Genomic DNA, 21567 nt, shown 5'->3' with positions numbered 1-21567 from the left:
TTTGTAATATTTTTGATTCTCGTAACGACTAACTTCATATATCTAATACTTAAAAGCGTTGCTTATGACTCCTTTCCTCTATGAAAAGAGTATGCATTACCGTTATTCGAATGAAGGAGTGAATCTTGATCGCTGAGTTACAGGCATTTCTTGCTGAAGGACAGTCTTCAAATACCCTATTGTTTTTCGGCATTATCTTACTGTCTTACTTTTTGGAAGATTTAGCGATTGTGACGGCTGGCACTTTGGCGGCACAAGGAAGCATTATGCCATCGACGGCACTTCTGGCTGTCTTCGTTGGCATTGCAACAGGGGATTTTCTACTTTATTGCTTGGGCCGTTATGGACGTAAAGTGCGTTTTTTACGTTATAAGGCTTTGACGAATCCCTCTTTTAAAAAGCTGCGTTCTCGCTTCCACCATAATGCTTTTTTAAACCTTTTTATCATTCGATTCATTCCAGGTTTAAGAAGTGTTGGCTTTACTCTAAGTGGCTTTTTTTCGATTCCTTTGTTCGTGTTTTTCTGTGCAGTGGTTTCAGCAACGGCAATCTGGACAGCGGCTATCTTCTACGTCATTTATTACCTAGGCAGTCAAGTTTGGTTGCAAACGACTCAATATCAATGGGTATTGATTCCTATCGCGATTGCCGTTTTTTTCATTGTTAATCGTCTAATTAATAAATCATTTACTAAAGGTCTATCATGAATTCGACGCCGGACATTCACCTCATACCATCAGATAAAATTAATGCTGGCATGCCCGTTCTTGAAATAGATCAAGAGCACAGTGTATCTCGCTATGAATTTTTTCCCAGCTGGTTTTTCTATACGCCAGTGGTATTGCAAAGCCTATTACAAGGTGTGTATTACCGTGATTTTCGATTGCCTTTGGTTGCCAATCCAAGCATTAAACTGAGCGGCATGGTTGGTGAATCCAAGCAAGATATTATGAATCTAGCAGGTTCAATTGCGTCTCCTTGGATTTCTCCTTTTATAACGCAAACTAAAAAACAGGCAGAGGTTTCGAATCAAGCTTCCCATGCTTTGGCTGCAATGCAAGCCGCTAATCTGTCTTTTCCTATTGTCGCTAAGCCAGATTTAGGTTGTCGTGGTGTAGGCGTTAAGTTGTTACGTAATCAAAGTCAGCTTGAACAGTATATTGCTGATTTTCCTGAAAACGCGCGATATCTGTTGCAAGAAAAAGCGCCTTATCAAGCGGAAGCTGGGGTGTTTTACGTGCGCCAACCTGGTGAGGCTCAAGGAAAGATCATTTCGATCACGCTGAAATATACACCTACTGTTGTAGGCGACGGCCAGCATACATTGAAACAGCTGATCGAGCGTTGTCCGCGTGCTGGGCAACTTAGTCATCTATATTTACCTCGTCACACGGATAAGCTCGATTGGATTCCAGAAGAAGGCGAGGAATTTCAACTTGCTTTTGCTGGCAGTCACAGCAGAGGTTCCATCTTCCGAGATGGTAATCAATACATTACTGACGCGTTAACTCGCAAACTAGATGCGATTCTTCATGATGTGGAAGGTTATCACTACGGTCGTTTGGATATTAAATTCGATAACCTTCACGACTTTATGAAAGGTGAGAAATTCACCATTTTGGAGCTCAATGGCGCAAGCAGCGAAGCCGCACATATTTGGGACAGAAATACGCCACTGAAAAATATATTCAGTATGCTCTTAACTCAGTACCGACTTTTATACGCGATTGGCGCGAAGCAAAAGAAACGAGGGCACAAACCGCCATCTTTTAAAACTTTATTAGCCGCATGGCGTGAAGAGAAAAGCTTAACTGAACATTATCCAAGTACCGACTAAGTAGGAATAAGTCTATCGGATTAATGAATTAACGAATGAAAGAGAATTGTATGTTTGCTACACCAAAGAATCATCAAGGCGTGCCAGTTGGTCGGGAACTGCCAGTGCTACAAGGTTGCATCGAAGCCTTAGAGCAAGGTCATGAATGTTTGAGCGTATTAACGGACGATCAATATTTATGGTCTGCGCCACCGCATGTCACTAGTACGATTGGAGAACACTTTCGTCATCTCTTGGATTTATTTCATGCGGTTTATAGCGCCTATCATTTGCATGGGCAGAGTCAGAATGCCCCAGAAATGATTGATTATGATTACAGACGTCGCGGTCACTCAGTTGAAACTTCACGTCAGCGTGGTTTATCTGAAATTGAGCACTTAATTCATTGGTTAGAAAGCGTTTCACAAAAGCAGCTAAAAGCGACGGTTAAATTATCAACAGAAGTTTCTTTAACCCACAAGCAGTCTCAGCAAATGCAGTCTACTTTAGAGCGTGAGCTAGCGTTTGTGGCACTGCACGCGAATCATCATTTTGCCATGACGAAAGTCACCATCAGTTTGTTGGGCATTAAAGTGAATGATGACTTTGGTTTAGCTCCGGCTACTTTGTCTTATATGAGAGGCCAATAATCATGTGCTCTGTTACTTGGCTTGTGAATAACACAGGCTATGAAATTTTCTTTAATCGTGATGAGCAGAAGACGCGCGCCGCCGCTTTGCCTCCACGAGTTCAAAATATGGACGACATGAAAATTCTGATGCCGATTGACCCTGTTGGGCAAGGGAGCTGGATTAGCACAAACGAAGTAGGTTTGAGTCTTTGCTTATTGAATAATTATCAAGGTCGAATGCCTGAGCATGTGTTGTTTAGCCGTGGTTTGCTGCTCAAAACTTTGTCGAAAGAAAAGAGCATCAAAGACGTATGCATAGCATTTGAGCGCTTATCTTTGCCTCAATTCGCTCCTTTTATTTTGTTGGCGTTTGATCTCAGTATTTGTCAGCAAGGCCAGTCAGTAATCGCCATTAAATGGGATGGTGTCGATAAAGTCATTGAGCCGATTGAAGCGCCGTTGTTTTCTTCTGGCGTAAAGTTGGAAGAGGTGATGGCTTATCGTTACGCTATTTATGGCCAAATTGTGGGCAGCGAGCCGACTCAAGAAAATCTGTTAGCTTTCCATCAACATCATCATCCAGAACATTCTCACTTGTCTGTTTGTATGCATCGTGATGATGCCGAAACAGTCAGTCTTACGCGAATTTCTGTATCTGAGAAAACACAAAGTATGTCTTATGTGTCTGGAGCTCTGTGTGGTCATTTTACCAAGGAAGCTCTTGCTAAAAACACTGTCAGTTTCCCTAACAAAAAGGCGTTAGAAGTCGCCCTATAAAGGAGTGTAAATATGAAAATTGTATTTTCAGTTTTGTTATTTGTTGTAAGCCAATTTAGCTTTGCAGCCGATGCAATTTCAACTGGTTTTTTAAGCAATAAAGCCGTAAGTGGCTACGATACCGTTGCTTACTTTACTGAAAATCGTCCAGTGAAAGGAAGCAACAAATATAAAGCAGAATACCAGGGGGCGGATTGGTATTTTTCGTCACAAGAGCATTTAAATCTATTTAAAGCGGAGCCAGAAAAATATGCTCCACAATTTGGTGGATATTGCGCTTGGGCTATCTCTGCTCAAAATGATTTTGCTTCATCTGACCCAGAACAGTGGGCAATTGTAGAGGGTAAGTTGTATTTGAACTACAACCAGTCGGTGAAAGAAAAGTGGGATGCGGACAGAGCTTTGCATATTCAACAAGCTGATAAAAATTGGCCTAATTTAATAAAATAACAAAAGGAAATTCCTATGAAATCTCAGCTAAGTAAGTATCTTCCTGCCGTTTTTATCGGTTTTGTTTTTGTTCAGTCTTTGTTTTTCAAATTTACTGGCTCGTACGAGACCGAGTATATTTTTGGTACGTTAGGTGAGTGGTCTGGGTTTGACTTGTTTGCACAATATGGTGCGTACGTGATTGGTTCAGCGGAATTGATTGCAACTATATTATTGTTTTCACGTTGGCATGGTCTTGGCGCTTTGATGGCGGTTGGCATCATGTCTGGTGCGATTATTTTTCATCTATTCACACCATTAGGCGTTGTGATGCCTGAATTTAATGGCGCAGGTGAAATTATTGGTTATGACAGCGGCTTGTTATTTGGTATGGCTTGTTTAGTCTGGTTATCTGCTGCTTTTTTATCGCTGCGAGATCTGAAAAGCGAATCTGGTGTTTTGAGCCGCTTGTACACGACATTTTTTAAATAATAAGAAAACGTTTTAGTAAGAGAAAAAGTATGAATAACAGTCCGTTTCGTTTACCAAGAGTGACTCCTTTTGGGTTGGGTGAGCGCTTTTTGGAATGGATGACGGGGTTGAGTAAGCTTGATGGCTTTTATCAACAACGTCCTAAAACAAAATCTACCTTCGAATTCATGAACTACACATTGAAAGCGTTGGATGTGGAATACGATATTACAGCAGGTTCACTCGATAATATTCCTAAAGAAGGGCCTGTTGTTGTCGTGGCAAACCATCCTTTAGGTGCGATCGAAGGTGTTATTGTTGCCGATATGCTCGCAGAAGTTCGCCAAGATGTGAAAGTGTTGGCGAATGAAATGTTGAAGCGTCTTCCTGAGATTAGTGATCTATTCATAGGGGTGAATGTCTTTGGTGGTGAGAAGGCGAAAAAAACCAACAGCCTTGCGATTCGTGAAGCGAATAAACACCTAGCGGATGGCGGTCTTTTGGTGATATTTCCCGCTGGTGAAGTGTCGACTTATGCAAAAGGCAGTAAAGTTCTGGTCGATGTGGAGTGGCGTAATTCAGTGGCTAAATTTGTTAACCGTAGCCAAGCCACCACCGTTCCTATTTTTATCGATGGAGAAAACAGTGTATTGTTTTACCAAGCAGGGCGAGTTCATCCTCTGCTGCGTACGGCTTTGCTTGGTAAAGAGCTGCTTAATAAACAATCGAAAACCATTAATTTATCTGTGGGAAATGCGATTCCTTTTTCTGAGTTGAAAGGTTTTAATGATGAAAAAGATCTGGTGAATTATCTCAGGCTGAATACTTACTTGATGAGTCCAGATCGCAAAGAAGCTGAGCAAGAAGCACCGAAAAACGATGATTTACCTATCATTTCTCCTATTGAGACGAACCTGTTATTAGAGGAATTGGCTCAACTGCCAGAAGACGCTTTGTTGCTTGAGCAAGGTGATTTTGCTGTTTATTGCACACCCACAAAAAACATCCCTAATTTGATGAAAGAGATTGGTCGTATTCGAGAAGTGAGTTTTCGTGGTGTCGGTGAAGGCAGCGGACTTGCCTGTGATATTGATAAATACGATGAATATTATCAGCAGTTGTTTGTGTGGCATAAAGAAGACCGGCAAATCGTCGGTTCTTATCGTTTAGGATTTGTGGATCAGCTAATTAAAGAGCGCGGCTTAAATGGTTTGTATTCTCGTAGCTTATTTCAGTATGACGAAACATTTCTAAATACGCTTGATAAGAGTATTGAAGTTGGTCGCTCTGTGGTGGCACAGGCCTATCAGAGGAACTTAAACTCTTTACTTATGTTGTGGAAGGGGATTGCGACGCTAGTGTCTCGTCATCCTAATTACACGCATTTATTTGGCCCTGTCAGCATCAGTAATGACTACAGCGAGAATGCGCGACAATTAATGGCGCAAGCGTTGTCGTTACATCATTACGATCAAGCCAAAGCGCAATTGGTGACGGCTTCTACGCCACTGCGCAAGAGAACTTCAGAGTTTTGGCAACCTAATTTATTGTCTGCTTTGGCCAGTGTTGAGCTGCTATCCAAAATATTGGCTCGTATGGAAAATGGCAAAGGTTTACCTGTGTTATTGCGACAATATCTTAAAATGAATGGCAAGCTTGTTAGTTTCAACGTGGATCACGCTTTCCACGATACGCTAGATGGTTTGATCGTGGTGGACTTACGTCGGGTTCCGCTCAAAACCCTTGGTAAATACATGGGAAGAGGCGAAGCGGAAACCTACTTAGACAAGCATCAACAAGACGAACGATAAGAATAGGCATTAAAAATAACTAGGTAATGCTTTTGTTGCGATGTCATTGCCTAATCGAAAAATATGTATGCTCTTCAACATAGCCCAATTTTATTGGGCTATGTTGCTTAAATGAGCGGGCTGATTAATCATTTCATACAGAGTGTTTATTTGTTCTTGGCAGTCCTTTTGCGAAGATGGGCCGCCAAAACAAATGCGCAACGCTTGAGGCGGGTTGTTATCCGTTGCGAAAGCCGCACTAGAGACCGCATTAACACCATGAGCTCGTAGTTTTGTGGCTAAGTCGGATGGGTTCCAGCCAAGATTTTTAGGCAATTTTAGCCAAAAATGGAAAGCATTTTCCTCCATAGTGTAATGATGTGATTTTAATGTTTTTTTAATTAAAACCTGCCTCAAGTTTGCCTCTCTTTTAATGCCTTGGATCATGTGATCGAGAGTCCCTTCTTTTATCCAGCGGCAAATAATAGTATGAATAAGCGGATTCTCCATGACGTTTAACGAGCGTAAAGCACCTGCAGTGTATTCGGCTTTTCTTTGCGTCGGGCAAAGGATAAAGCCAGCTCTTACGCCCGGGCCAAAGCATTTAGATAAGCCGTTTATGTAATACGTTATTTCTGGCGCCAGTGTGGCAAAAGTCGGCGCTGTGTCATCACTGATTAATCCATAAGCATCGTCTTCAATAATGGCAACGCTAAAACGAAGCGCAACATCCACTAGTGCTTCCCGACGGCTTTTCGAGATACTGCTGGACGTTGGATTTTGCATGGTTGGATTAATATACAACGCCGCTACTTCGTGGGTTTTACAAGCATCTTCAAATGCATTGACTAATGGGCCATCACTGTCTCTTTCAAGAGATAAAAGGTCTTTACCAAGCTGGGCCGCAATGGATTTGATTCCAGGGTAAGTTAGGCTGTCGACACAAATGACTTGCTGATGGCCGCACAGCTGAGACACTAAAGCGACTAAGCCGCCATGAATTCCCGGGCATGAAACAACACGATCCAGAGTGGCATTTTTAACGCGGCGTTTAATTAAGCTTAAAAAACACTGTTTGGTCTCTTTATTGCCGCCAAAATCTTGGTAACGCACACTGCTCAAAATATCCGACATGGCGATACTGCTTAAAGCTCCGTCTTTTATCTCTTCAATAAGCGTTGGAATAGCGGGCTCAATCACCATGTTCATGGTCATTTCATAAGGCGCTAAGCTTGGTTTTATCGCTGGCACCTTGCCTTTAATGAAGCTTCCTGCTCCTGTTGTGGTGTCAATTAATCCTCGTTTTTTGGCTTCGCTGTAGGCACGAGAGGCGGTGGAGTAGTTTATTTCTAGGGCGTCAGCCAAATCTCTCATCGGTGGGAGTTTATCTTGTGGTTGCAGTTTACCAGACTCAATGTCTTCATTTATTAATTCGGCTATTCGTTTGTAAGCTGGATATTTTCCTTTCTTATCGAGTTCTTTTTTCCATGTAATCAGCATTGAAGTGGGCATGTAGTGATGTTCCTTGAAACGTAGTGAATTCATTGAATTTTATTGAGTGCTTTTATTTTGCATTCAATTTGTGTTCTGTTTTTTTAGTGTGTTTTGTTATTTTTTAGATTTTTAAGAATGTAAGTATATTTTTACAAAGACAAGTTGTCTGCACTGAATTGGTCGTGTTTTTAGTTTTTGGCGTCATTTTAGGGCGTTTTGTTTGTGTGTTGAGCATTTTTTTTGATTATTAAAAGATAATCAGAAAAAATATTTTTCTGTTTTTTTGCGTTTGGCATTTTACTTTATCGCATCATTTTTGCAAATTGATTGCTTTTTATTTTGCAATCATTGGCACCTAGGTTGCAATGTATTAGTTGAAATTGATCAGATCGATTTTTTCAAAAACTAATAAACCGGAGAGAAAGAAGATGCCAGAAGTAAAATACGAGCCAAATAAAGACGGTGATTTTTTAGTCGATTACGAAGAAAAAGTGTTTGAAGACGTAAAAGCGGAACCGGGTGAGAAAGCATTAGTAACATTTCACACGGTAGCCTTTGAAGGATCAATTGGTTTTGTAAATATGTTGCAAGCAACGCGTTTACAAAGAAAAGGTTACGAGACCAGTATTCTTTTATACGGACCTGGTGTGACTTTGGGTGTTCAACGTGGTTTCCCTACTTTGGGTGATGAGGCGTTTCCTGGTCACATGAACTTCAACAATCAGTTGAAAAAATTCATGGCAGAAGGCGGTAAAGTTTACGCTTGTCGTTTTGCTCTACAGGCTTTATATGGTCATGGTGAGCGTTCATTGATCGAGGGAATTACGCCAATTAATCCACTCGATGTTTTGGATATCAAACTTTTACATACCCGTGACAATGCCATCATTGTTGATACTTGGACAATGTAAAAGGAGCCGCGGCGATGAGTGATTACCCAATCGTTCGTGCCGCGGCCGTTCAAATCTCTCCTGACTTGGAGAGTTTGTCCGGTACGCTGCACAAAGTATTAAACATGATTGATGAGGCGGCTGAGAGCGGAGTAGAGCTCATCGTTTTTCCTGAAACGTTTTTACCTTACTACCCTTATTTCTCTTTTGTTTTACCCCCTGTGAGTCAAGGTCCAGAGCATTTGCGCTTATATCAAGAGGCTGTGGTTGTGCCAAGTGATACAACACGAGCGATTGGTAATAAGGCGAAAGAGCGTCAAATGGTCGTTGTGATAGGCGTGAATGAGCGTGATAACGGCAGTTTATATAATACTCAGTTGGTATTTGATGCCACGGGTGAATTGATTCTTAAACGTCGAAAAATCACCCCCACTTACCATGAACGAATGATTTGGGGACAAGGAGATGCTTCAGGCTTAAAAGTGGTTGATTCGGCTGTAGGTCGTATCGGTGCTTTGGCTTGTTGGGAGCATTACAACCCATTGGCCCGTTATTCATTAATGGCGCAACACGAGCAAATTCATTGCGCTCAATTCCCCGGCTCGTTAGTTGGCCCTATTTTTGGTGAACAGATGGACGTGACTATTCGTCATCACGCCCTTGAATCAGGCTGTTTTGTGATTAATTCCACCGGCTGGTTAACCGAAGAACAAATTCAAAGTATTACGCCAGATACAAAAATGCAGAATGCATTAAGAGAAGGTTGTAATACCGCCATTATTTCCCCTGAAGGCAAACACCTTGCGCCATCTCTGACAGAAGGAGAAGGCTTTATTTATGCAGATTTGGATTTTCGCTTAATAGACAAACGCAAACGTATGATGGATTCGGTAGGCCATTATGCACGCCCAGAATTACTGAGCTTACAGATGAATTCAAAGGCAACAGAGTATGTTGATGGTTTGCCTATAACAAATAACGCTCAGCCAGTTTCGAATGTTTCCCTTTTCAATAAAGGAGAGTCAAGTGATGACGCAGCTCAAGATGAAACAGTCTCAGTTTCTAACTGAATTACAAACGAAGGGCTTGCGCTTACAGTCGGCAGATCAAGCGCATGTAAGCCGTCGCGGTGGCGCTGGCCCATCTGATCATCAGGCAATCACAGTGGATGGCACAACATTGATGGTGCCAATCTATACGCAAACAGCGTGGTCGTCGCCTTTTACTTTGTCTGACAGTGATGAGTTACAACAGACGGAAACAGGGCAACAGAGTGCGACTTTGTTGTCCGATAAGATTCCTTTGGCCGATGTTACCTTTGCCAAAGACCCGAACTTTTATAATTTAACGACAGCAGATGGGATTCCGTATTCTCACATCGCGACATTGCACAGTACCGATGTGCTTGCGACGACGGTTTTACAAACCTGTATTCGTTATGAGAGCCGTCGTAAAGCCTGTCAATTTTGCTCAATAGGCCAATCTTTGAGAGCGGGTCGTACTATTGCCCATAAAACACCAGAGCAATTGGCCGAAGTCGCCAAAGCGGCTGTGGAATTAGATGGTATTAAGCACATTGTCATGACAACTGGAACGCCCGCTGGCGCTGACCGTGGCGCAAAAGTGATGTGCGAAAGTGCCCAAGGCATCAAAGCCGTTGTCGATGTACCGATCCAAGGTCAATGTGAACCACCAAAAGATCCTATTTGGTATCAACGAATGAAGGATGCAGGGATTGATGCACTTGGTATGCATTTAGAAGTGATCACGCCAGAATTGCGAAAAAGCATTACACCGGGCAAGGCCGAGGTTTCTTTGGATGAGTATTATCAAGCTTTTGAAGATGCGGTTGCTGTGTTCGGTCGTGGGCAAGTAAGTACTTACATTTTAGCCGGCTTGGGTGATACACAAGAAACCATTGTCGACACTTGCCGCAAGTTAATCGAGATAGGGGTTTACCCATTCGTTGTGCCATTTGTTCCCATCTCAGGAACGCCGTTGGAAGACAGGCCTGCGCCCACCTCTGAATTTATGGAAGCGGTACTTCGTCCTCTTGCCAAAGAGCTGGTTAATCTAGACATGACGTCAGACAAGGTAAAAGCGGGTTGTGCTCGTTGTGGTGCTTGTTCGTCTTTATCTCGTTTTGAGAAGGAGGCCGAAGATGAACGACAAATCGCATAAAAAAGGTCGTGTTTTTCAGGTGAAATGGGCAACCAATGACTGGGAAATTGAACAGGCGAAACGTATTCGCCAAGCGGTTTTTTGTGAAGAACAAGGCATTTTTGAAGAACACGATAGGGATGAAATCGACACCATTGCTCAACCTTTGATTGTGACCACATCGATTATTGGTATGCCTGAAGAAGTGGTTGGCACCGTGCGTATTCATCAATCTGAGCCGGGTTTATGGTGGGGGGCGCGTTTAGCCGTTAAGAAAGAGTTTCGCCGCCAAGGTGTGTTAGGCGCAAGTTTGATTAAATTGGCGGTTTCTAGTGCAAATACCATTGGTTGTCATACGTTTTTGGCGACGGTTCAAGAGCAAAATGAAGTGCTTTTTAGGCGGCTGAATTGGGACACCATTGGGTACGAAACAATACACGGTATGAAGCACGCCAAAATGCAGGCTGACCTTCAACATTATCCTGCTTTAGACCAGCCAGAGTTGGGTTTTTGGGTCACTGGGCGCCCAGTAAAAACTCAATCTGTCAGTGCTTATTTGCTTGGTGACGAAGTTCATTTCAATGCAGCGATTCCAAATAATCTTATTGAGGAGACAGCCCATGCTGGAATCTCTGCTGGATAAGGTTCGCCATTATCCTGGTGTGGCTTCTAAAGTGGCGTTGGCTCCCGTGATTTCCTCGTTTGAACAACACAACCCCTCAGGTTTCTCAAATGGTGATGACACGGCGGTACTAAAAAATAGCCGTGGTTATGACTTATTTGCAGTCGAGGGCTTTCTTCCTGAATTTGTAAAGAATGATCCGTGGTTTGCTGGTTGGTGTGGCGTTATGGTCAATATCAGTGACATTGCCGCTATGGGAGGTCGCCCACGAGCGGTTGTTAATGCGCTGTGGCAAAGCTCTGACGAATCCGCCAAGCAAATATTTCTGGGAATGAAAGCCGCATCTGAAACGTATGGCGTGCCAATTGTTGGTGGTCACACAAGCCATAAAAGTGACGCCACTCAATTGGCGGTTTCTATCTTGGGTCATGCTAACAAGGTGTTATCGAGCTTTGACGCCAAAGCGGGTGACGCCATTATTGTGGCAATGGATCAACGAGGTGAGTTCAGAGCGCCTTACCTTAATTGGAATGCCACCACGAATGCACCAGCAGAGCGGCTTAAGGGCGATTTAGAGTTGTTGCCTTTGTTGGCCGAGAAAGGTTATTTGACGGGATGTAAAGACATTAGCCAAGCTGGGCTTTTAGGCACGCTCGCCATGTTTATGGATTGCTCTCAAACGGGGGCGGACATTTTTTTGAATGACATTCCAAAACCTAAGCACGTTAAGTGGGAAGACTGGCTTTGTGCGTTTCCAAGCTTTGGTTTTCTAATGACTTGCCCCGTGGATCGAATAGACGAGGTGACTGCGTTGTTCAAACGCCGTGATATTGATGCTGCTTGCATTGGTCATGTCACAGAACGCGCTTCTATTGATGTCTCTTATATCGATACCACTTCTGCTGATCGCTGTCTTGGCATCGACCAAGATACATCACACCTCAAACAAACATCTGTTTTCTGGGACTTTGAGAAGCATCATTTTTTAGGCTTCATAAAAAGCGCAGATCAAAAGGAGTCTTTATGCCTGTAGTTCATTTTGAAGTGGTTTGGCCTGATGGCACAACCGAAGCGTGTTATTCCCCTTCCAGTGTCATTAAAGAGCACTTTTCAGAAGGGCAATCCTACCCATTAAAAGAGTTCTTACATATCAGCGAAACCGCACTTAATGCCGCAAGTGAGAGAGTTGGTGCGCGTTTTGGTTTTGCTTGTTCTAGTGCAATGGATCAGTTAAGCGTGATTAAAACGCGTTGTACTGGCTTTGAAAATATACCCGATGCCGCCGTGAAAATGACACGCTTTATCGATTAGAGGATACGATTATGTCTTTATCAACACCGAAAAATACACCTGAAAATACATTCGTAAAGCAAGGCGCTTTAAAAAGTCATTATACCGTTTTGATTGTGGGTGGTGGCCAAGCTGGTTTGTCGATGAGTGTTTGCTTGCAAGAACGTGGTATTGATCATTTGATTTTCGAAAAAAATACCATGATGCACAGCTGGAAAACGCAACGTTGGGACTCGTTTACTTTGGTGACGCCTAACTGGCAGTGTGCATTGCCGAACCATCCTTATGATGGTGATGACCCAAAAGGCTTTATGAAACGCGATGAGATTATTGGCTATTTGGACCGTTTTGCCGCGAAAGTAAAACCGCCAATATTAGAAAGTGTCAGCGTTGAGAAAATTACCAAATCAGACGATGGTCATTTTGTCGTATTGACTACCCAAGGGGAATTTACCGCTGAACAAGTAGTGATTGCCTCTGGCGGTTATTTAAAACCTATCATCCCTCGTATGGCTGAGCGCATCCCTGAGACGATATTACAAATGCATTCCAACCAATATAAAAATGCCCAACAACTACCAGAAGGCGGTGTATTGGTGGTGGGTTCTGGTCAATCTGGCGCGCAAATCGCCGAAGATTTACACATTGATGGGAAAAAAGTGTTTCTGGCAACAGGGAATGCGCCTCGTGTGGCGCGTCAATATCGAGGAAAAGATGTTGTCGAATGGCTTGATGATATGGGGTATTACCAGAAAACAGTGGATGAGCATCCATTGCGTGAAGGGGTTCGTGATAACACCAATCATTATGTCACTGGTCGCGATGGTGGCCGTGAAATTGATTTACGTAGATTCGCGCTGGAAGGCATGGAACTGTTTGGCTTGATGGAGAATTATCAAGACGGTCAACTCATCTTCAAGCCGGATCTAAGCGACAACCTAAAAGCCGCAGACGATACCTATAAAAACATCAATGCTCGTATCGATAGTCACATTGAAAAAAATGGCATTAGTGCCCCAGAAGAAGCGCCTTATGAGCCAGTTTGGGAACCTAAAGAAGAGCGTGAGAATCTTGATCTAGCGGCTTCAGGTATTACCAGCATTATTTGGTGTATTGGATTCACGCCTGATTTTTCTTGGTTGGATTTACCTGTGTTTAATGGCATGGGCGCGCCAGTGCATCATCGTGGTGTGACGAATGAAGCGGGTTTGTACTTTATTGGTTTGCCTTGGTTGCATACATGGGGTTCAGGCCGATTCTCTGGCGTTGCGACGGATGCAGAATATCTTACTCAATATGTTCAGATGTTTTCTGCTTCAGTGAAAAACCAAGAAAGTGCTAACCAAACCTTGCCAGAGGTATCGTGAAATATGGGGAAGCCTGAGGGAGTTTTGACACAAACGTTTGTTGTTGGCATGCCACAACTAGCGTTAGGTGGACTGAGTGAAAACTGGTTGCTCAAAGAGTGTGGCCATCAGCATTGGCTGGCACTGGCAAAATCCCTTGGCTTACCCAATCCTGACTTTGTTAGTCAACAAGGTCATAAAATGTATGCGGCATTTTTGGTGGTGAAGATCACTCAAGCTGCTTTTGAAAAAGTGTATGAAAACAGTTCGTTGACGATTAACACACAGCTTCAACGAGTCTCTTCATCGAGGTCTTATAGTCATCATGAAATACAAGTGGCAGGGGAATGCTGTGGCCACGTTGAATTGCTGTCGAGCTTTGTGAATCGTACTGAGCAAGGTAACAATCAAAGTGTTGCTCGTGGTGATGTGTTCAAAGGCGAGTGGTCGGACAATGACAATGCGCTTTTGATGATGAAGGAACACAAAGCAGGTCGAACGATCCATGTGTCAGAAGCAGAGCGCGCTCATAATAATGCCACTGACGCTAATGAGCGGTTTTATACCTACCAACCTTGTCCGTATTCCGATTTTAATGGCGCGGATTTTCTGTACTTTGCGCAGTTCCAATCCGTTATGGATCGAGCCGAACGGCATTTCCAGATGAAATCAACAGAGTCGCAAGATTCTCGCTTATGGCGGACACTCGATAGAACAATCTGTTACTACGGCAATATCAATTTGGATGATGCGTTGCTCGTGAGTTTGCAGACTCAGGACAAGAAAAGTACAGACAAAACGACGGATGAGATCCGTCATCAGGGGAGTTTATACCGCCTCTCAGATCATAAACCGATTGCCACTATTTCGACCCGAAAAGCTTATATGGAACATCCTCTCGCTTCCTTTCAGGCGAACCATAGTGGCATGGCTAAGAAAGGAGAAAATCAATGAACATCTCTCCTTTGAAACCGATTAAAGGCGCGTATGTTGTCGTTCCTGAAACCGCAAAAAATTGGTGTCATGCACATGGCCAAGTGCCTTTCGTTCGAGGTGCTTACCGCGAAATGTACCAAGGTAAGCCTTGGACAATCCGACAATATGCGGGGTTTGAAACGGCATCAAAAACCAATGCTTTTTTTAAACGTTCTCTTGCTGAAGGCCAGACGGGATTATCTGTTGCTTTCGATTTACCCACTCATTTAGGATTCGATTCAGATCATCCATTGGCGCAGGCGGATGTGGGACGCACTGGCGTAGCCATTGATTCAGTAGAAGACATGTCGGTGTTATTTGATGGAATTGATCTGGCTAAAGTCAGTGTTTCTATGACCATGAATGGTGCGGTGTTGCCGATTATGGCGTGCTTCATTGTCGCGGCGCAAGAGCAAGGTGTTCCCTTAGAGCAGTTAACAGGCACCATACAAAATGACATTCTCAAGGAATACATTGCTCGCAATACTTACATACACTCGCCAGACTTTTCTCTTGATGTCGTCAGCGATGTCGTCGCGTATTGTGCGGAAAACATGCCGCGTTTTAATAGTATTTCCATTTCTGGTTACCATTTTCAAGAAGCCGGAGCGACACCCGAATTAGAGCTAGCACTCACCATGGCAAATGCTCGAACGTATCTAACGCACTTTGAGCAACGCGGGATTGATATCGAATCAGTGGCCAAACGCTTGAGCTTCTTTTTCTGTGTGGGAATGGATTTTTACAAAGAAATCGCGAAATTAAGAGCCGCGCGCCTATTGTGGAGCGAATTGCTAGAAGAGTTTGGCGTGCACTCCAGTAGCGCCAAACGCCTGAAAATGCATTGCCAAACCTCCGGCTCTTCTTTAACGGAAATGTCACCTCTGAATAACATTGTGCGTACCACTATCGAAGCCATGGCTGGCGTATTTGGTGGCACGCAATCTCTTCATACGAACTCCTATGATGAAGCGATTTCTTTGCCATCTGACCAAGCCAGTAAAGTTGCGCTGGATACTCAATTAATCTTATTGAATGAAACAGGTATCGGTGATGTGGTCGATCCTTGGGGCGGCTCTTATATGATGGAAACCGCGACCCAAAACATTGTTGATTATGTTTATCAAGTTCAGCAAGAAATAGACGAACAGGGCGGCGTGAGGTCTTTAGTTGAAACAGGAGAGTTGACGGCGTTTATTCATCAACATGCATTACAGTCGGCCATTGCAGAAGAGAACCAAGATAAAACAATAATTGGTAAGAAAAGCACTTTAGTCGCGTCTTCAGCCTCGCAAAGCGAGCCGTCAGTAATGAATTCAACAAAAGAAAAGAAGGCCATTAACGCTGAGAAAACCCTTTCCCAACAAGCCCAAAAAATGGCTCACCTTAAATTAAAGCGTAACAATCAATCGGTTCAAAAAGCGTTAGAAGCACTAAAAATGGCGGTGCGGAACAAAAACAATCTGATGCCATTTATGATCGACGCCATTCGCTTGCGAGCAACTGTAGGAGAATGCATTCAAGCTTTAACCGATGAGCAAGCCAGATACCACAAGCCAGAAACCATCAAGCAAGGCTCTTTTAAACAGGCTTTAGACCCCAAAACAATAGACAAATTTCGGATCTTGTCCGAGAACGTGGGTCGAAAATTACGCTTTTTAGTCGCCAAAGTAGGGCTGGATGGCCATGATCGTGGCGCGAAAGTGATTGTGTCATTGCTTAATGATTTGGGTATTGAAGTCGATTATTTGCCTGTTTTTTCTACACCAGATGACATCCTAAATGCGGACCTAAAACAGCATTACGATTGCATTGGTTTGTCTGTGTTGTCTGGAGCGCAACAAGCCTTTGTTTCGACATTATTAACGTCATTACGTGTCGATTGCCCGCTGGTTCTAGGTGGGGTTATTCCTGTTGAGGAAGAAAGTGTATTTGAAAAACTAGGCGTCGACAGTGTTTTTACGGCTCGTCATACCCTCAATGATATTGCTTTCGCGTTATATCGTGTTTTATCCACTAGGCTGAGTAACGATCTTACTTTGCCTGATTTTCATGGCCACTATAAGGAAGTACAAAATGAAGTTAGTGAATCCATTTAGCCATCATGCTATTGGTCACCATATTATTGAAAACCTATCTTCTCCTGCGTTTATTAATTGCCTAGGCTCAGGGAGAAACAAAGGTTTGGCGTTCGTCAATGTCGCCATGTTAAAGGCTTTAGGATATTCATCGGCTTCAGCTTTAGTGGGCAAACACCTGAATACGATTTTATGTGAAGTACAGCCTGGTAATCGCAGCCGTGATGACATGATGGCAGAAGGAAAAGACCAACTTAAACAGTATAAGTACTGGCGTGGCGGGCTGACCTATCAACGGGCAGATGGTTCAACATTTACCACTTCTGCGATTGTGACGATGAGTTTGGTGGGGAAAACGCCTTACACTATTTCTATCCTAGAAAATAAAGAATTGTTAGAGGGCTTCACATCACAATTCAAGAATGATGTAGAAGACACAACTCAAAACATTAGTCGCTCTGTGGATATGCTGGGGCATTGTTCTGAGCAGCTTGCATCAGCGGTTAAGCAAACACTGGAAGAATCAAAAAATATTGCAGAGATGACGTCCGCATCGGCTTCAAGTGCCCAAACAATCTCGAGCACTGTAGAAACACTTTGGCATACATCAAAAGACATTTCTAAAAAGATTGCCTGCACCACAGACGTTGCCAAAAGTGGTGTGGAGCAAGCGGAATGCTCAGACTTACTCATTCAAAAAATGTCTTCCTCCGCCGCCAATATAGGCGAAGTGATTGCCTTAATAAAATCCATTGCAGACCAAACAAACCTATTGGCCTTGAACGCCGCAATCGAAGCCGCAAGAGCTGGCGAAGCTGGCCGAGGCTTTGCGGTGGTGGCTTCTGAAGTGAAGAATCTAGCCGCGCAAACATCAGACGCCACAGACAGCATTGGAGAGCAAATCGAATTAGTAAGAAGCACAATAGGCGAGACCATTGATGGTATTGAAAAAACCTCCCAAACCATCAAGAAAATAAACGAACTGTCACTGGAAGTTGCCCAAGATGTAAGTCACCAAGGCGACACCACAAATAAAGTGCATAAAGAATTAAGTGAGCTAGTGGCGCAATCTGATCAAGCGCAGCACTCTTCTAACCACATCTACCAACAAGCTCAAAACACAGACCAAGAAGCGGCTTTAGTGAAACAATCTGTCCACCAATTAAGTAGCCACACCAAAGAGCTAAGAGAAAAATCTAGCCACTTCATCAACCAACTGTTACAGCGTTCTTGATTGGGGGCAAAAGCTACAGGCATAAAAAAACCACCCTAAGGTGGTTTTTTTGAATTGGTGGAGATGGGGGGATTCGAACCCCCGTCCGCCAGTCCTCTGCCATCGGATCTACATGTTTAGTCACTTCTATTGTTTGACCACGAACCGCCCGAAGGACAGGGTGTTAATGGCGAGCCTACTTAGTCTTAGAACCTTATCCCTAGGCGGGGCATCAGTTAGCATCTTGTAATTTATGATACTGCGGAATCTCTGGCTACAAGCAACCTGAGGGCAGCACACTAGCAGGGGTTTAGGCTGCTAAAGCGTAGTTTTCGTCGTTTGCGACTATATAATTGATACGAGGGGATTTACGAGATCACGTATCACTCTCGACATGCACCTCAGGTTTTGTAACCGGCGTCGAAACCAAGTCATCCCCGAAGTTGCGGCCATTCTAACGGAAACTAAGTGGTTTCGCTAGACGTTCACCGTCTTAAACGCTGTGTTTCATTAATCGTTCTTTATCGCGAGCCCAGTCACGTTCTTTGGCTGAATCACGCTTGTCGTGGTCTTTTTTACCTGTTACTAGGGCAACTTCACATTTAATTTTGTTGCCTTTCCAGTATAGAGCCATGGCGGCACAGGTTTTGCCTTTTTGTTCCGTCACTTGGATGATGCGATCAATCTCTTTGCGGTTTAGTAAAAGCTTGCGCTGGCGCACAGGCTCGCAAACCACGTGAGTGGAAGCACTTAATAGTGGTGTAATTCGAGCACCTACTAACCAAGCTTCGTTTTGGTGAATGATAACGAAGGAGTCAACCAGTTGGGCTTTGCCTTCTCGTAGGCTTTTCACTTCCCAACCAGATAGCGCTAAGCCAGCTTCGAATTTCTGATCGACAAAATAGTCGTGCTTGGCGCGTTTGTTGAGGGCGATGGTGCCTGTGCTGTTGGATTTTTTCTTTGCTTTACTCATAGTGGGAAATTATACGGTCGATAGAGGTAAAAACCTATGCTTTTCTTGAGGTATGCGCTCGAATGTAAGAAAATTCATACCTATTACTTATTTTGATTGGTTAGGTGTTGCGAATGCGTCGCTAAGTTTGTATTTGCGACCTATCCTTTAGTGTCCTTATTGTTATTTAGAGCGTAATTTATGCCGGAAAGTCGATGTTTACAAGGTATCTGGTCCAGTCCATGGATATTTATTTTTGCGGCGAGCGGGTCTGCGGTCGGGTTGGGGAACATTTGGAAGTTTCCTTATGTGCTAGGGCAAAATGGCGGTGGCGCTTTTTTGTTGGTGTATTGTTTGTGTTTGCTCTTGGTTGGCTTGCCTGTTTTGATCGCAGAAGTTGCTTTGGGACGTACTGTTCGTTCCAATCCTATTGATACGGTAAACGATTTAAGTGAGCGCCGTATTGTTCATTCTGCTTGGGTGGTTGTACCTTGGATCGCGGGCATAACAGGCTTTTTGATTTTGTCGTTTTACAGTGTGATTGCTGGTTGGTCTTTTGCCTATTTAGAGAGGGCCATATCTGGTGATTTCATGGGGATTACGAGCTCTTCTGCCACCGATATGTTTAGTGAGTTGCTGGCAGAGCCGAGTGAAATGTTGTTGTGGCATTCTGTGTTTGTGGTGTTGGTTGTGATGACAGTAGGGCAGTCTGTTACCCGTGGTTTGTCTGCTGTCGTTCGATTTTTATTGCCTGCGCTCGTTATTACTTTGGGTGCGTTAGCGGTTTATTCTGTTTCAATAGGTGACATGGATTCAACACTACGTTTTATGTTTCAGTGGTCTTGGCAAGATGTGACGTTCGATGTGGTTCTTGCCGCTGTTAGCCTTGCGTTATTTAGTTTGAGTGTTGGTATGGGCGCTATGTTTGCTTACGGTGCTTACATTAATAAGCGTATGTCGATTGCTCGTGCTTGTACGATTGTTGTTGGCGTGGATTTGCTGGTGGCTTTATTGTCAGGGTTAGTGATTTTTCCTTTAGTGTTCGCTTTTCAAATTGATGTGGAAGCTGGACCAAGTTTGACCTTTGTCTCTTTGCCTATCATCTTCGGTAATTTAATTGGTGGTCAGTTCTTTGCCAGTATTTTCTTCTTATTGTTGGTGATAGCTGCGTTAACCTCAGCCATTTCAATGTTGGAGTTGTTTGTCGCTTGGTTGCACGAAAAGTTCTATATTGCTCGCTTGAAAGCTGCGTTTTTGATGGGTGTGCTGGTTTGGTTTGTCGGTGTTGCTGTGCTGTTGTCTTTTAATCATTGGGACAGCGATATTGTTTTAGGGCTGAACTTTTTTGAAGTGTTAGACTCAGTAACCTCGTTGATTCTATTACCTATTGGAGCGATTCTTTTGTCTATATTGGTAGCTTGGTTTATTCCGCACGCCATGTTGCAAAATGAGATGATCACACAGCGCCTTAGCCATTTTCAGTGGTGGTATAACGTCCTGAAGTATATAAGTATTCCTGCAATGGTGATGATTACGGTTGCAGGTTGGATAGGAGTTTAGTTTGAGTCATGTAGAGCGGTTTGCTCATGTTAATTATAGTTGCGAGCAAATGTTTGCTTTGGTTAATGATGTTGATGCTTATCCAGAATTTTTACCTGGGTGTTTAGGCTCTAAGTTAATTTCACAAACAGCAACAGAAATAGTAGCGTCCTTAGATGTTGGTAAGGGGCCAGTGAAACAATCCTTTACAACAAGAAATACATTAGAGCAGTACAATCGTATCGAGATGGCTTTGGTGTCTGGGCCATTTAAAACCTTGCATGGCGTTTGGGCTTTTACAGAACTGTCACCGACAAGCTGTAAAATTATGCTGAGCATTGAGTTTGAGTTAAGTGGTATGTTGAAGTTCGCCTTTGGCGGGGTGTTTAGTCAAGTGGCCAATGCCATGGTGGACTCTTTTAGTAAACGCGCAAAAGTGGTGTACGGTGAATAGAGTATGAGAGTTGAAGTAGCTTATGCTGAGCCTGATAAGCAAAAGATTGTAGCTTTAGAGGTTGAAGAGGGTTGTACTGTTCGTGATGCAGTACGTCGTTCAAATATAACGACATTTTTTCCCAATATTGATGTGGAAACGATCAAGGTAGGCATTTTCGGTAAAGCCGTTAGAAATGCCAGCGACCAAGCATTAAAAGAAGGTGAGCGCGTAGAGCTGTACCGAGAACTGAAGGTTGACCCTAAACAAGCTAGAGCCAACCGAGCAGCAAAAAACAGCTAAGATTAGTTGTTTTCGATTTGTGTTAAAACACCGTCACTGAAGATAAGCATTAGGTTGTTCACTTCACTGGTTTGGGTATCTGTTGCTGGATGAAGAACGGTAAACATATAATGCCATTCGTCTGGTTTAAATGTGTCTCTTATCATAGGATTACCTAGTAGGTAAGTGACTTGAGATTCAGACATACCAACTTCTAGCTGTGATAGTTGCTCCTGTGTCACAAGGTTCCCTTGAGTAACTGGAACTTTGTAAGGTGTAAATAAACTGCATGCACTGAGTGAAAGTGCGGCACATAAAATTAAAACTGATTTTTTCATTTGTATTATCCTTACTCTGGTGTGCTAATGATAAAGTAATT

23 protein-coding genes and 1 other RNA gene are annotated in these 21567 nt (G+C 43.3%); 20 read left to right on the top strand and 4 right to left on the bottom strand.

Features of this window, described 5'->3' with window-relative positions; translation table 11 throughout:
• Positions 1 to 125: 125 nt before the first annotated feature.
• From ABFY09_RS11360 to ABFY09_RS11330, 7 genes are read left to right on the top strand one after another with little or no spacing between them, the layout of a single operon-like run.
• Entirely contained in the window at positions 126 to 707 is a 582-nt protein-coding gene (locus ABFY09_RS11360; protein ID WP_347984437.1) for a DedA family protein, read from the top strand.
• Positions 704 to 1837 carry a D-alanine--D-alanine ligase gene (locus tag ABFY09_RS11355; RefSeq protein ID WP_347984436.1) on the top strand — a complete coding sequence of 378 codons (1134 nt, stop codon included), beginning with the start codon at positions 704 to 706 and terminating at the stop codon, positions 1835 to 1837. Before ABFY09_RS11360 ends, ABFY09_RS11355 begins: the two co-directional genes overlap by 4 nt.
• A 50-nt stretch (positions 1838 to 1887) precedes the next feature.
• Positions 1888 to 2466: a DinB family protein gene (locus ABFY09_RS11350; RefSeq protein WP_347984435.1), complete on the top strand. Its 579-nt coding sequence runs from the start codon at positions 1888 to 1890 to the stop codon at positions 2464 to 2466.
• Positions 2467 to 2468: 2 nt separating this feature from the next.
• Positions 2469 to 3224, top strand: coding sequence for an NRDE family protein (locus ABFY09_RS11345; protein ID WP_347984434.1), 756 nt, complete (start codon positions 2469 to 2471; stop codon positions 3222 to 3224).
• Between the two features lie 12 nt (positions 3225 to 3236).
• A complete protein-coding gene (locus ABFY09_RS11340) occupies positions 3237 to 3674 on the top strand; it encodes a YHS domain-containing (seleno)protein (RefSeq protein ID WP_347984433.1) in 438 nt (145 codons plus the stop codon).
• 15 nt (positions 3675 to 3689) lie between these two features.
• Complete coding sequence (locus tag ABFY09_RS11335; RefSeq protein ID WP_347984432.1) at positions 3690 to 4145, top strand: hypothetical protein; 456 nt, start codon at positions 3690 to 3692, stop codon at positions 4143 to 4145.
• Positions 4146 to 4174: 29 nt separating this feature from the next.
• Positions 4175 to 5935, top strand: coding sequence for a GNAT family N-acyltransferase (locus ABFY09_RS11330; RefSeq protein WP_347984431.1), 1761 nt, complete (start codon positions 4175 to 4177; stop codon positions 5933 to 5935).
• A gap of 90 nt (positions 5936 to 6025) precedes the next feature.
• Here ABFY09_RS11330 and ABFY09_RS11325 read toward each other — a convergent pair whose 3' ends face one another.
• A complete protein-coding gene (locus ABFY09_RS11325) occupies positions 6026 to 7426 on the bottom strand; it encodes a PLP-dependent aminotransferase family protein (protein WP_347984430.1) in 1401 nt (466 codons plus the stop codon).
• A 410-nt stretch (positions 7427 to 7836) separates the two neighbouring features.
• On the opposite strand from ABFY09_RS11325, the gene ABFY09_RS11320 reads away from it, so the two are divergent.
• Genes ABFY09_RS11320 through ABFY09_RS11275 form a run of 10 tightly spaced genes read left to right on the top strand, consistent with a single transcriptional unit; the run spans position 7837 to position 18003 of the window.
• Positions 7837 to 8319, top strand: a complete 483-nt coding sequence (locus tag ABFY09_RS11320) for an MSMEG_0572/Sll0783 family nitrogen starvation response protein (RefSeq protein WP_347984429.1) — start codon at positions 7837 to 7839, stop codon at positions 8317 to 8319.
• Positions 8320 to 8333: 14 nt separating this feature from the next.
• Positions 8334 to 9368, top strand: coding sequence for a Nit6803 family nitrilase (locus ABFY09_RS11315; protein WP_347984428.1), 1035 nt, complete (start codon positions 8334 to 8336; stop codon positions 9366 to 9368).
• Entirely contained in the window at positions 9328 to 10479 is a 1152-nt protein-coding gene (locus ABFY09_RS11310) for an MSMEG_0568 family radical SAM protein (protein ID WP_347984457.1), read from the top strand. The genes ABFY09_RS11315 and ABFY09_RS11310 overlap by 41 nt, the downstream gene beginning before the upstream one ends.
• Positions 10460 to 11101, top strand: a complete 642-nt coding sequence (locus ABFY09_RS11305; protein WP_347984427.1) for an MSMEG_0567/Sll0786 family nitrogen starvation N-acetyltransferase — start codon at positions 10460 to 10462, stop codon at positions 11099 to 11101. Before ABFY09_RS11310 ends, ABFY09_RS11305 begins: the two co-directional genes overlap by 20 nt.
• On the top strand, positions 11079 to 12113 hold the full coding sequence (locus ABFY09_RS11300) for a sll0787 family AIR synthase-like protein (RefSeq protein ID WP_347984426.1): 1035 nt from the start codon (positions 11079 to 11081) through the stop codon (positions 12111 to 12113). The genes ABFY09_RS11305 and ABFY09_RS11300 overlap by 23 nt, the downstream gene beginning before the upstream one ends.
• Complete coding sequence (locus ABFY09_RS11295) at positions 12104 to 12391, top strand: MSMEG_0570 family nitrogen starvation response protein (RefSeq protein ID WP_347984425.1); 288 nt, start codon at positions 12104 to 12106, stop codon at positions 12389 to 12391. The genes ABFY09_RS11300 and ABFY09_RS11295 overlap by 10 nt, the downstream gene beginning before the upstream one ends.
• An 11-nt stretch (positions 12392 to 12402) precedes the next feature.
• Positions 12403 to 13737, top strand: a complete 1335-nt coding sequence (locus ABFY09_RS11290) for an MSMEG_0569 family flavin-dependent oxidoreductase (protein WP_347984424.1) — start codon at positions 12403 to 12405, stop codon at positions 13735 to 13737.
• 3 nt (positions 13738 to 13740) lie between these two features.
• On the top strand, positions 13741 to 14670 hold the full coding sequence (locus ABFY09_RS11285; protein ID WP_347984423.1) for a Pnap_2097 family protein: 930 nt from the start codon (positions 13741 to 13743) through the stop codon (positions 14668 to 14670).
• Positions 14667 to 16790, top strand: a complete 2124-nt coding sequence (locus ABFY09_RS11280) for a methylmalonyl-CoA mutase family protein (RefSeq protein WP_347984422.1) — start codon at positions 14667 to 14669, stop codon at positions 16788 to 16790. The genes ABFY09_RS11285 and ABFY09_RS11280 overlap by 4 nt, the downstream gene beginning before the upstream one ends.
• Positions 16768 to 18003 carry a methyl-accepting chemotaxis protein gene (locus ABFY09_RS11275; RefSeq protein WP_347984421.1) on the top strand — a complete coding sequence of 412 codons (1236 nt, stop codon included), beginning with the start codon at positions 16768 to 16770 and terminating at the stop codon, positions 18001 to 18003. Before ABFY09_RS11280 ends, ABFY09_RS11275 begins: the two co-directional genes overlap by 23 nt.
• Positions 18004 to 18058: 55 nt before the next feature.
• Here the strand turns inward: ABFY09_RS11275 and ssrA are convergent.
• Positions 18059 to 18421: a transfer-messenger RNA gene (ssrA, locus tag ABFY09_RS11270) on the bottom strand.
• Between the two features lie 54 nt (positions 18422 to 18475).
• Complete coding sequence (gene smpB / locus ABFY09_RS11265) at positions 18476 to 18955, bottom strand: SsrA-binding protein SmpB (RefSeq protein WP_347984420.1); 480 nt, start codon at positions 18953 to 18955, stop codon at positions 18476 to 18478.
• Between the two features lie 180 nt (positions 18956 to 19135).
• Here smpB and ABFY09_RS11260 point away from each other — a divergent pair, with 180 nt between their 5' ends.
• The 3 genes from ABFY09_RS11260 to ABFY09_RS11250 are packed head-to-tail and all read left to right on the top strand — an operon-like array spanning position 19136 to position 21209.
• Entirely contained in the window at positions 19136 to 20494 is a 1359-nt protein-coding gene (locus tag ABFY09_RS11260; protein ID WP_347984419.1) for a sodium-dependent transporter, read from the top strand.
• Between the two features lies 1 nt (position 20495).
• Entirely contained in the window at positions 20496 to 20927 is a 432-nt protein-coding gene (locus ABFY09_RS11255; RefSeq protein ID WP_347984418.1) for a type II toxin-antitoxin system RatA family toxin, read from the top strand.
• A gap of 3 nt (positions 20928 to 20930) precedes the next feature.
• Positions 20931 to 21209, top strand: coding sequence for an RnfH family protein (locus tag ABFY09_RS11250; RefSeq protein WP_347984417.1), 279 nt, complete (start codon positions 20931 to 20933; stop codon positions 21207 to 21209).
• A gap of 2 nt (positions 21210 to 21211) precedes the next feature.
• Here the strand turns inward: ABFY09_RS11250 and bamE are convergent, their stop codons facing one another.
• Positions 21212 to 21526, bottom strand: a complete 315-nt coding sequence (gene bamE / locus ABFY09_RS11245) for an outer membrane protein assembly factor BamE (protein ID WP_347984416.1) — start codon at positions 21524 to 21526, stop codon at positions 21212 to 21214.
• Positions 21527 to 21567 lie beyond the last annotated feature (41 nt).

The organism is Marinomonas sp. 5E14-1, from assembly GCF_039939215.1.
GTDB lineage: Bacteria > Pseudomonadota > Gammaproteobacteria > Pseudomonadales > Marinomonadaceae > Marinomonas.
The sequence above is the reverse complement of the archived record's forward strand: the minus strand, read 5'-3'. Positions and strand labels throughout refer to the sequence as shown.

Coding starts and splice junctions, on each gene's coding strand:
- ABFY09_RS11355 (WP_347984436.1), top strand. CDS start 704: ATGAATTCGACGCCGGACATTCACCTCATACCATCAGATAAAATTAAT.
- ABFY09_RS11350 (WP_347984435.1), top strand. CDS start 1,888: ATGTTTGCTACACCAAAGAATCATCAAGGCGTGCCAGTTGGTCGGGAA.
- ABFY09_RS11345 (WP_347984434.1), top strand. CDS start 2,469: ATGTGCTCTGTTACTTGGCTTGTGAATAACACAGGCTATGAAATTTTC.
- ABFY09_RS11340 (WP_347984433.1), top strand. CDS start 3,237: ATGAAAATTGTATTTTCAGTTTTGTTATTTGTTGTAAGCCAATTTAGC.
- ABFY09_RS11335 (WP_347984432.1), top strand. CDS start 3,690: ATGAAATCTCAGCTAAGTAAGTATCTTCCTGCCGTTTTTATCGGTTTT.
- ABFY09_RS11330 (WP_347984431.1), top strand. CDS start 4,175: ATGAATAACAGTCCGTTTCGTTTACCAAGAGTGACTCCTTTTGGGTTG.
- ABFY09_RS11325 (WP_347984430.1), bottom strand. CDS start 7,426: ATGCCCACTTCAATGCTGATTACATGGAAAAAAGAACTCGATAAGAAA.
- ABFY09_RS11320 (WP_347984429.1), top strand. CDS start 7,837: ATGCCAGAAGTAAAATACGAGCCAAATAAAGACGGTGATTTTTTAGTC.
- ABFY09_RS11315 (WP_347984428.1), top strand. CDS start 8,334: ATGAGTGATTACCCAATCGTTCGTGCCGCGGCCGTTCAAATCTCTCCT.
- ABFY09_RS11310 (WP_347984457.1), top strand. CDS start 9,328: ATGACGCAGCTCAAGATGAAACAGTCTCAGTTTCTAACTGAATTACAA.
- ABFY09_RS11305 (WP_347984427.1), top strand. CDS start 10,460: ATGAACGACAAATCGCATAAAAAAGGTCGTGTTTTTCAGGTGAAATGG.
- ABFY09_RS11300 (WP_347984426.1), top strand. CDS start 11,079: ATGCTGGAATCTCTGCTGGATAAGGTTCGCCATTATCCTGGTGTGGCT.
- ABFY09_RS11295 (WP_347984425.1), top strand. CDS start 12,104: ATGCCTGTAGTTCATTTTGAAGTGGTTTGGCCTGATGGCACAACCGAA.
- ABFY09_RS11290 (WP_347984424.1), top strand. CDS start 12,403: ATGTCTTTATCAACACCGAAAAATACACCTGAAAATACATTCGTAAAG.
- ABFY09_RS11285 (WP_347984423.1), top strand. CDS start 13,741: ATGGGGAAGCCTGAGGGAGTTTTGACACAAACGTTTGTTGTTGGCATG.
- ABFY09_RS11280 (WP_347984422.1), top strand. CDS start 14,667: ATGAACATCTCTCCTTTGAAACCGATTAAAGGCGCGTATGTTGTCGTT.
- ABFY09_RS11275 (WP_347984421.1), top strand. CDS start 16,768: ATGAAGTTAGTGAATCCATTTAGCCATCATGCTATTGGTCACCATATT.
- smpB (WP_347984420.1), bottom strand. CDS start 18,955: ATGAGTAAAGCAAAGAAAAAATCCAACAGCACAGGCACCATCGCCCTC.
- ABFY09_RS11260 (WP_347984419.1), top strand. CDS start 19,136: ATGCCGGAAAGTCGATGTTTACAAGGTATCTGGTCCAGTCCATGGATA.
- ABFY09_RS11250 (WP_347984417.1), top strand. CDS start 20,931: ATGAGAGTTGAAGTAGCTTATGCTGAGCCTGATAAGCAAAAGATTGTA.
- bamE (WP_347984416.1), bottom strand. CDS start 21,526: ATGAAAAAATCAGTTTTAATTTTATGTGCCGCACTTTCACTCAGTGCA.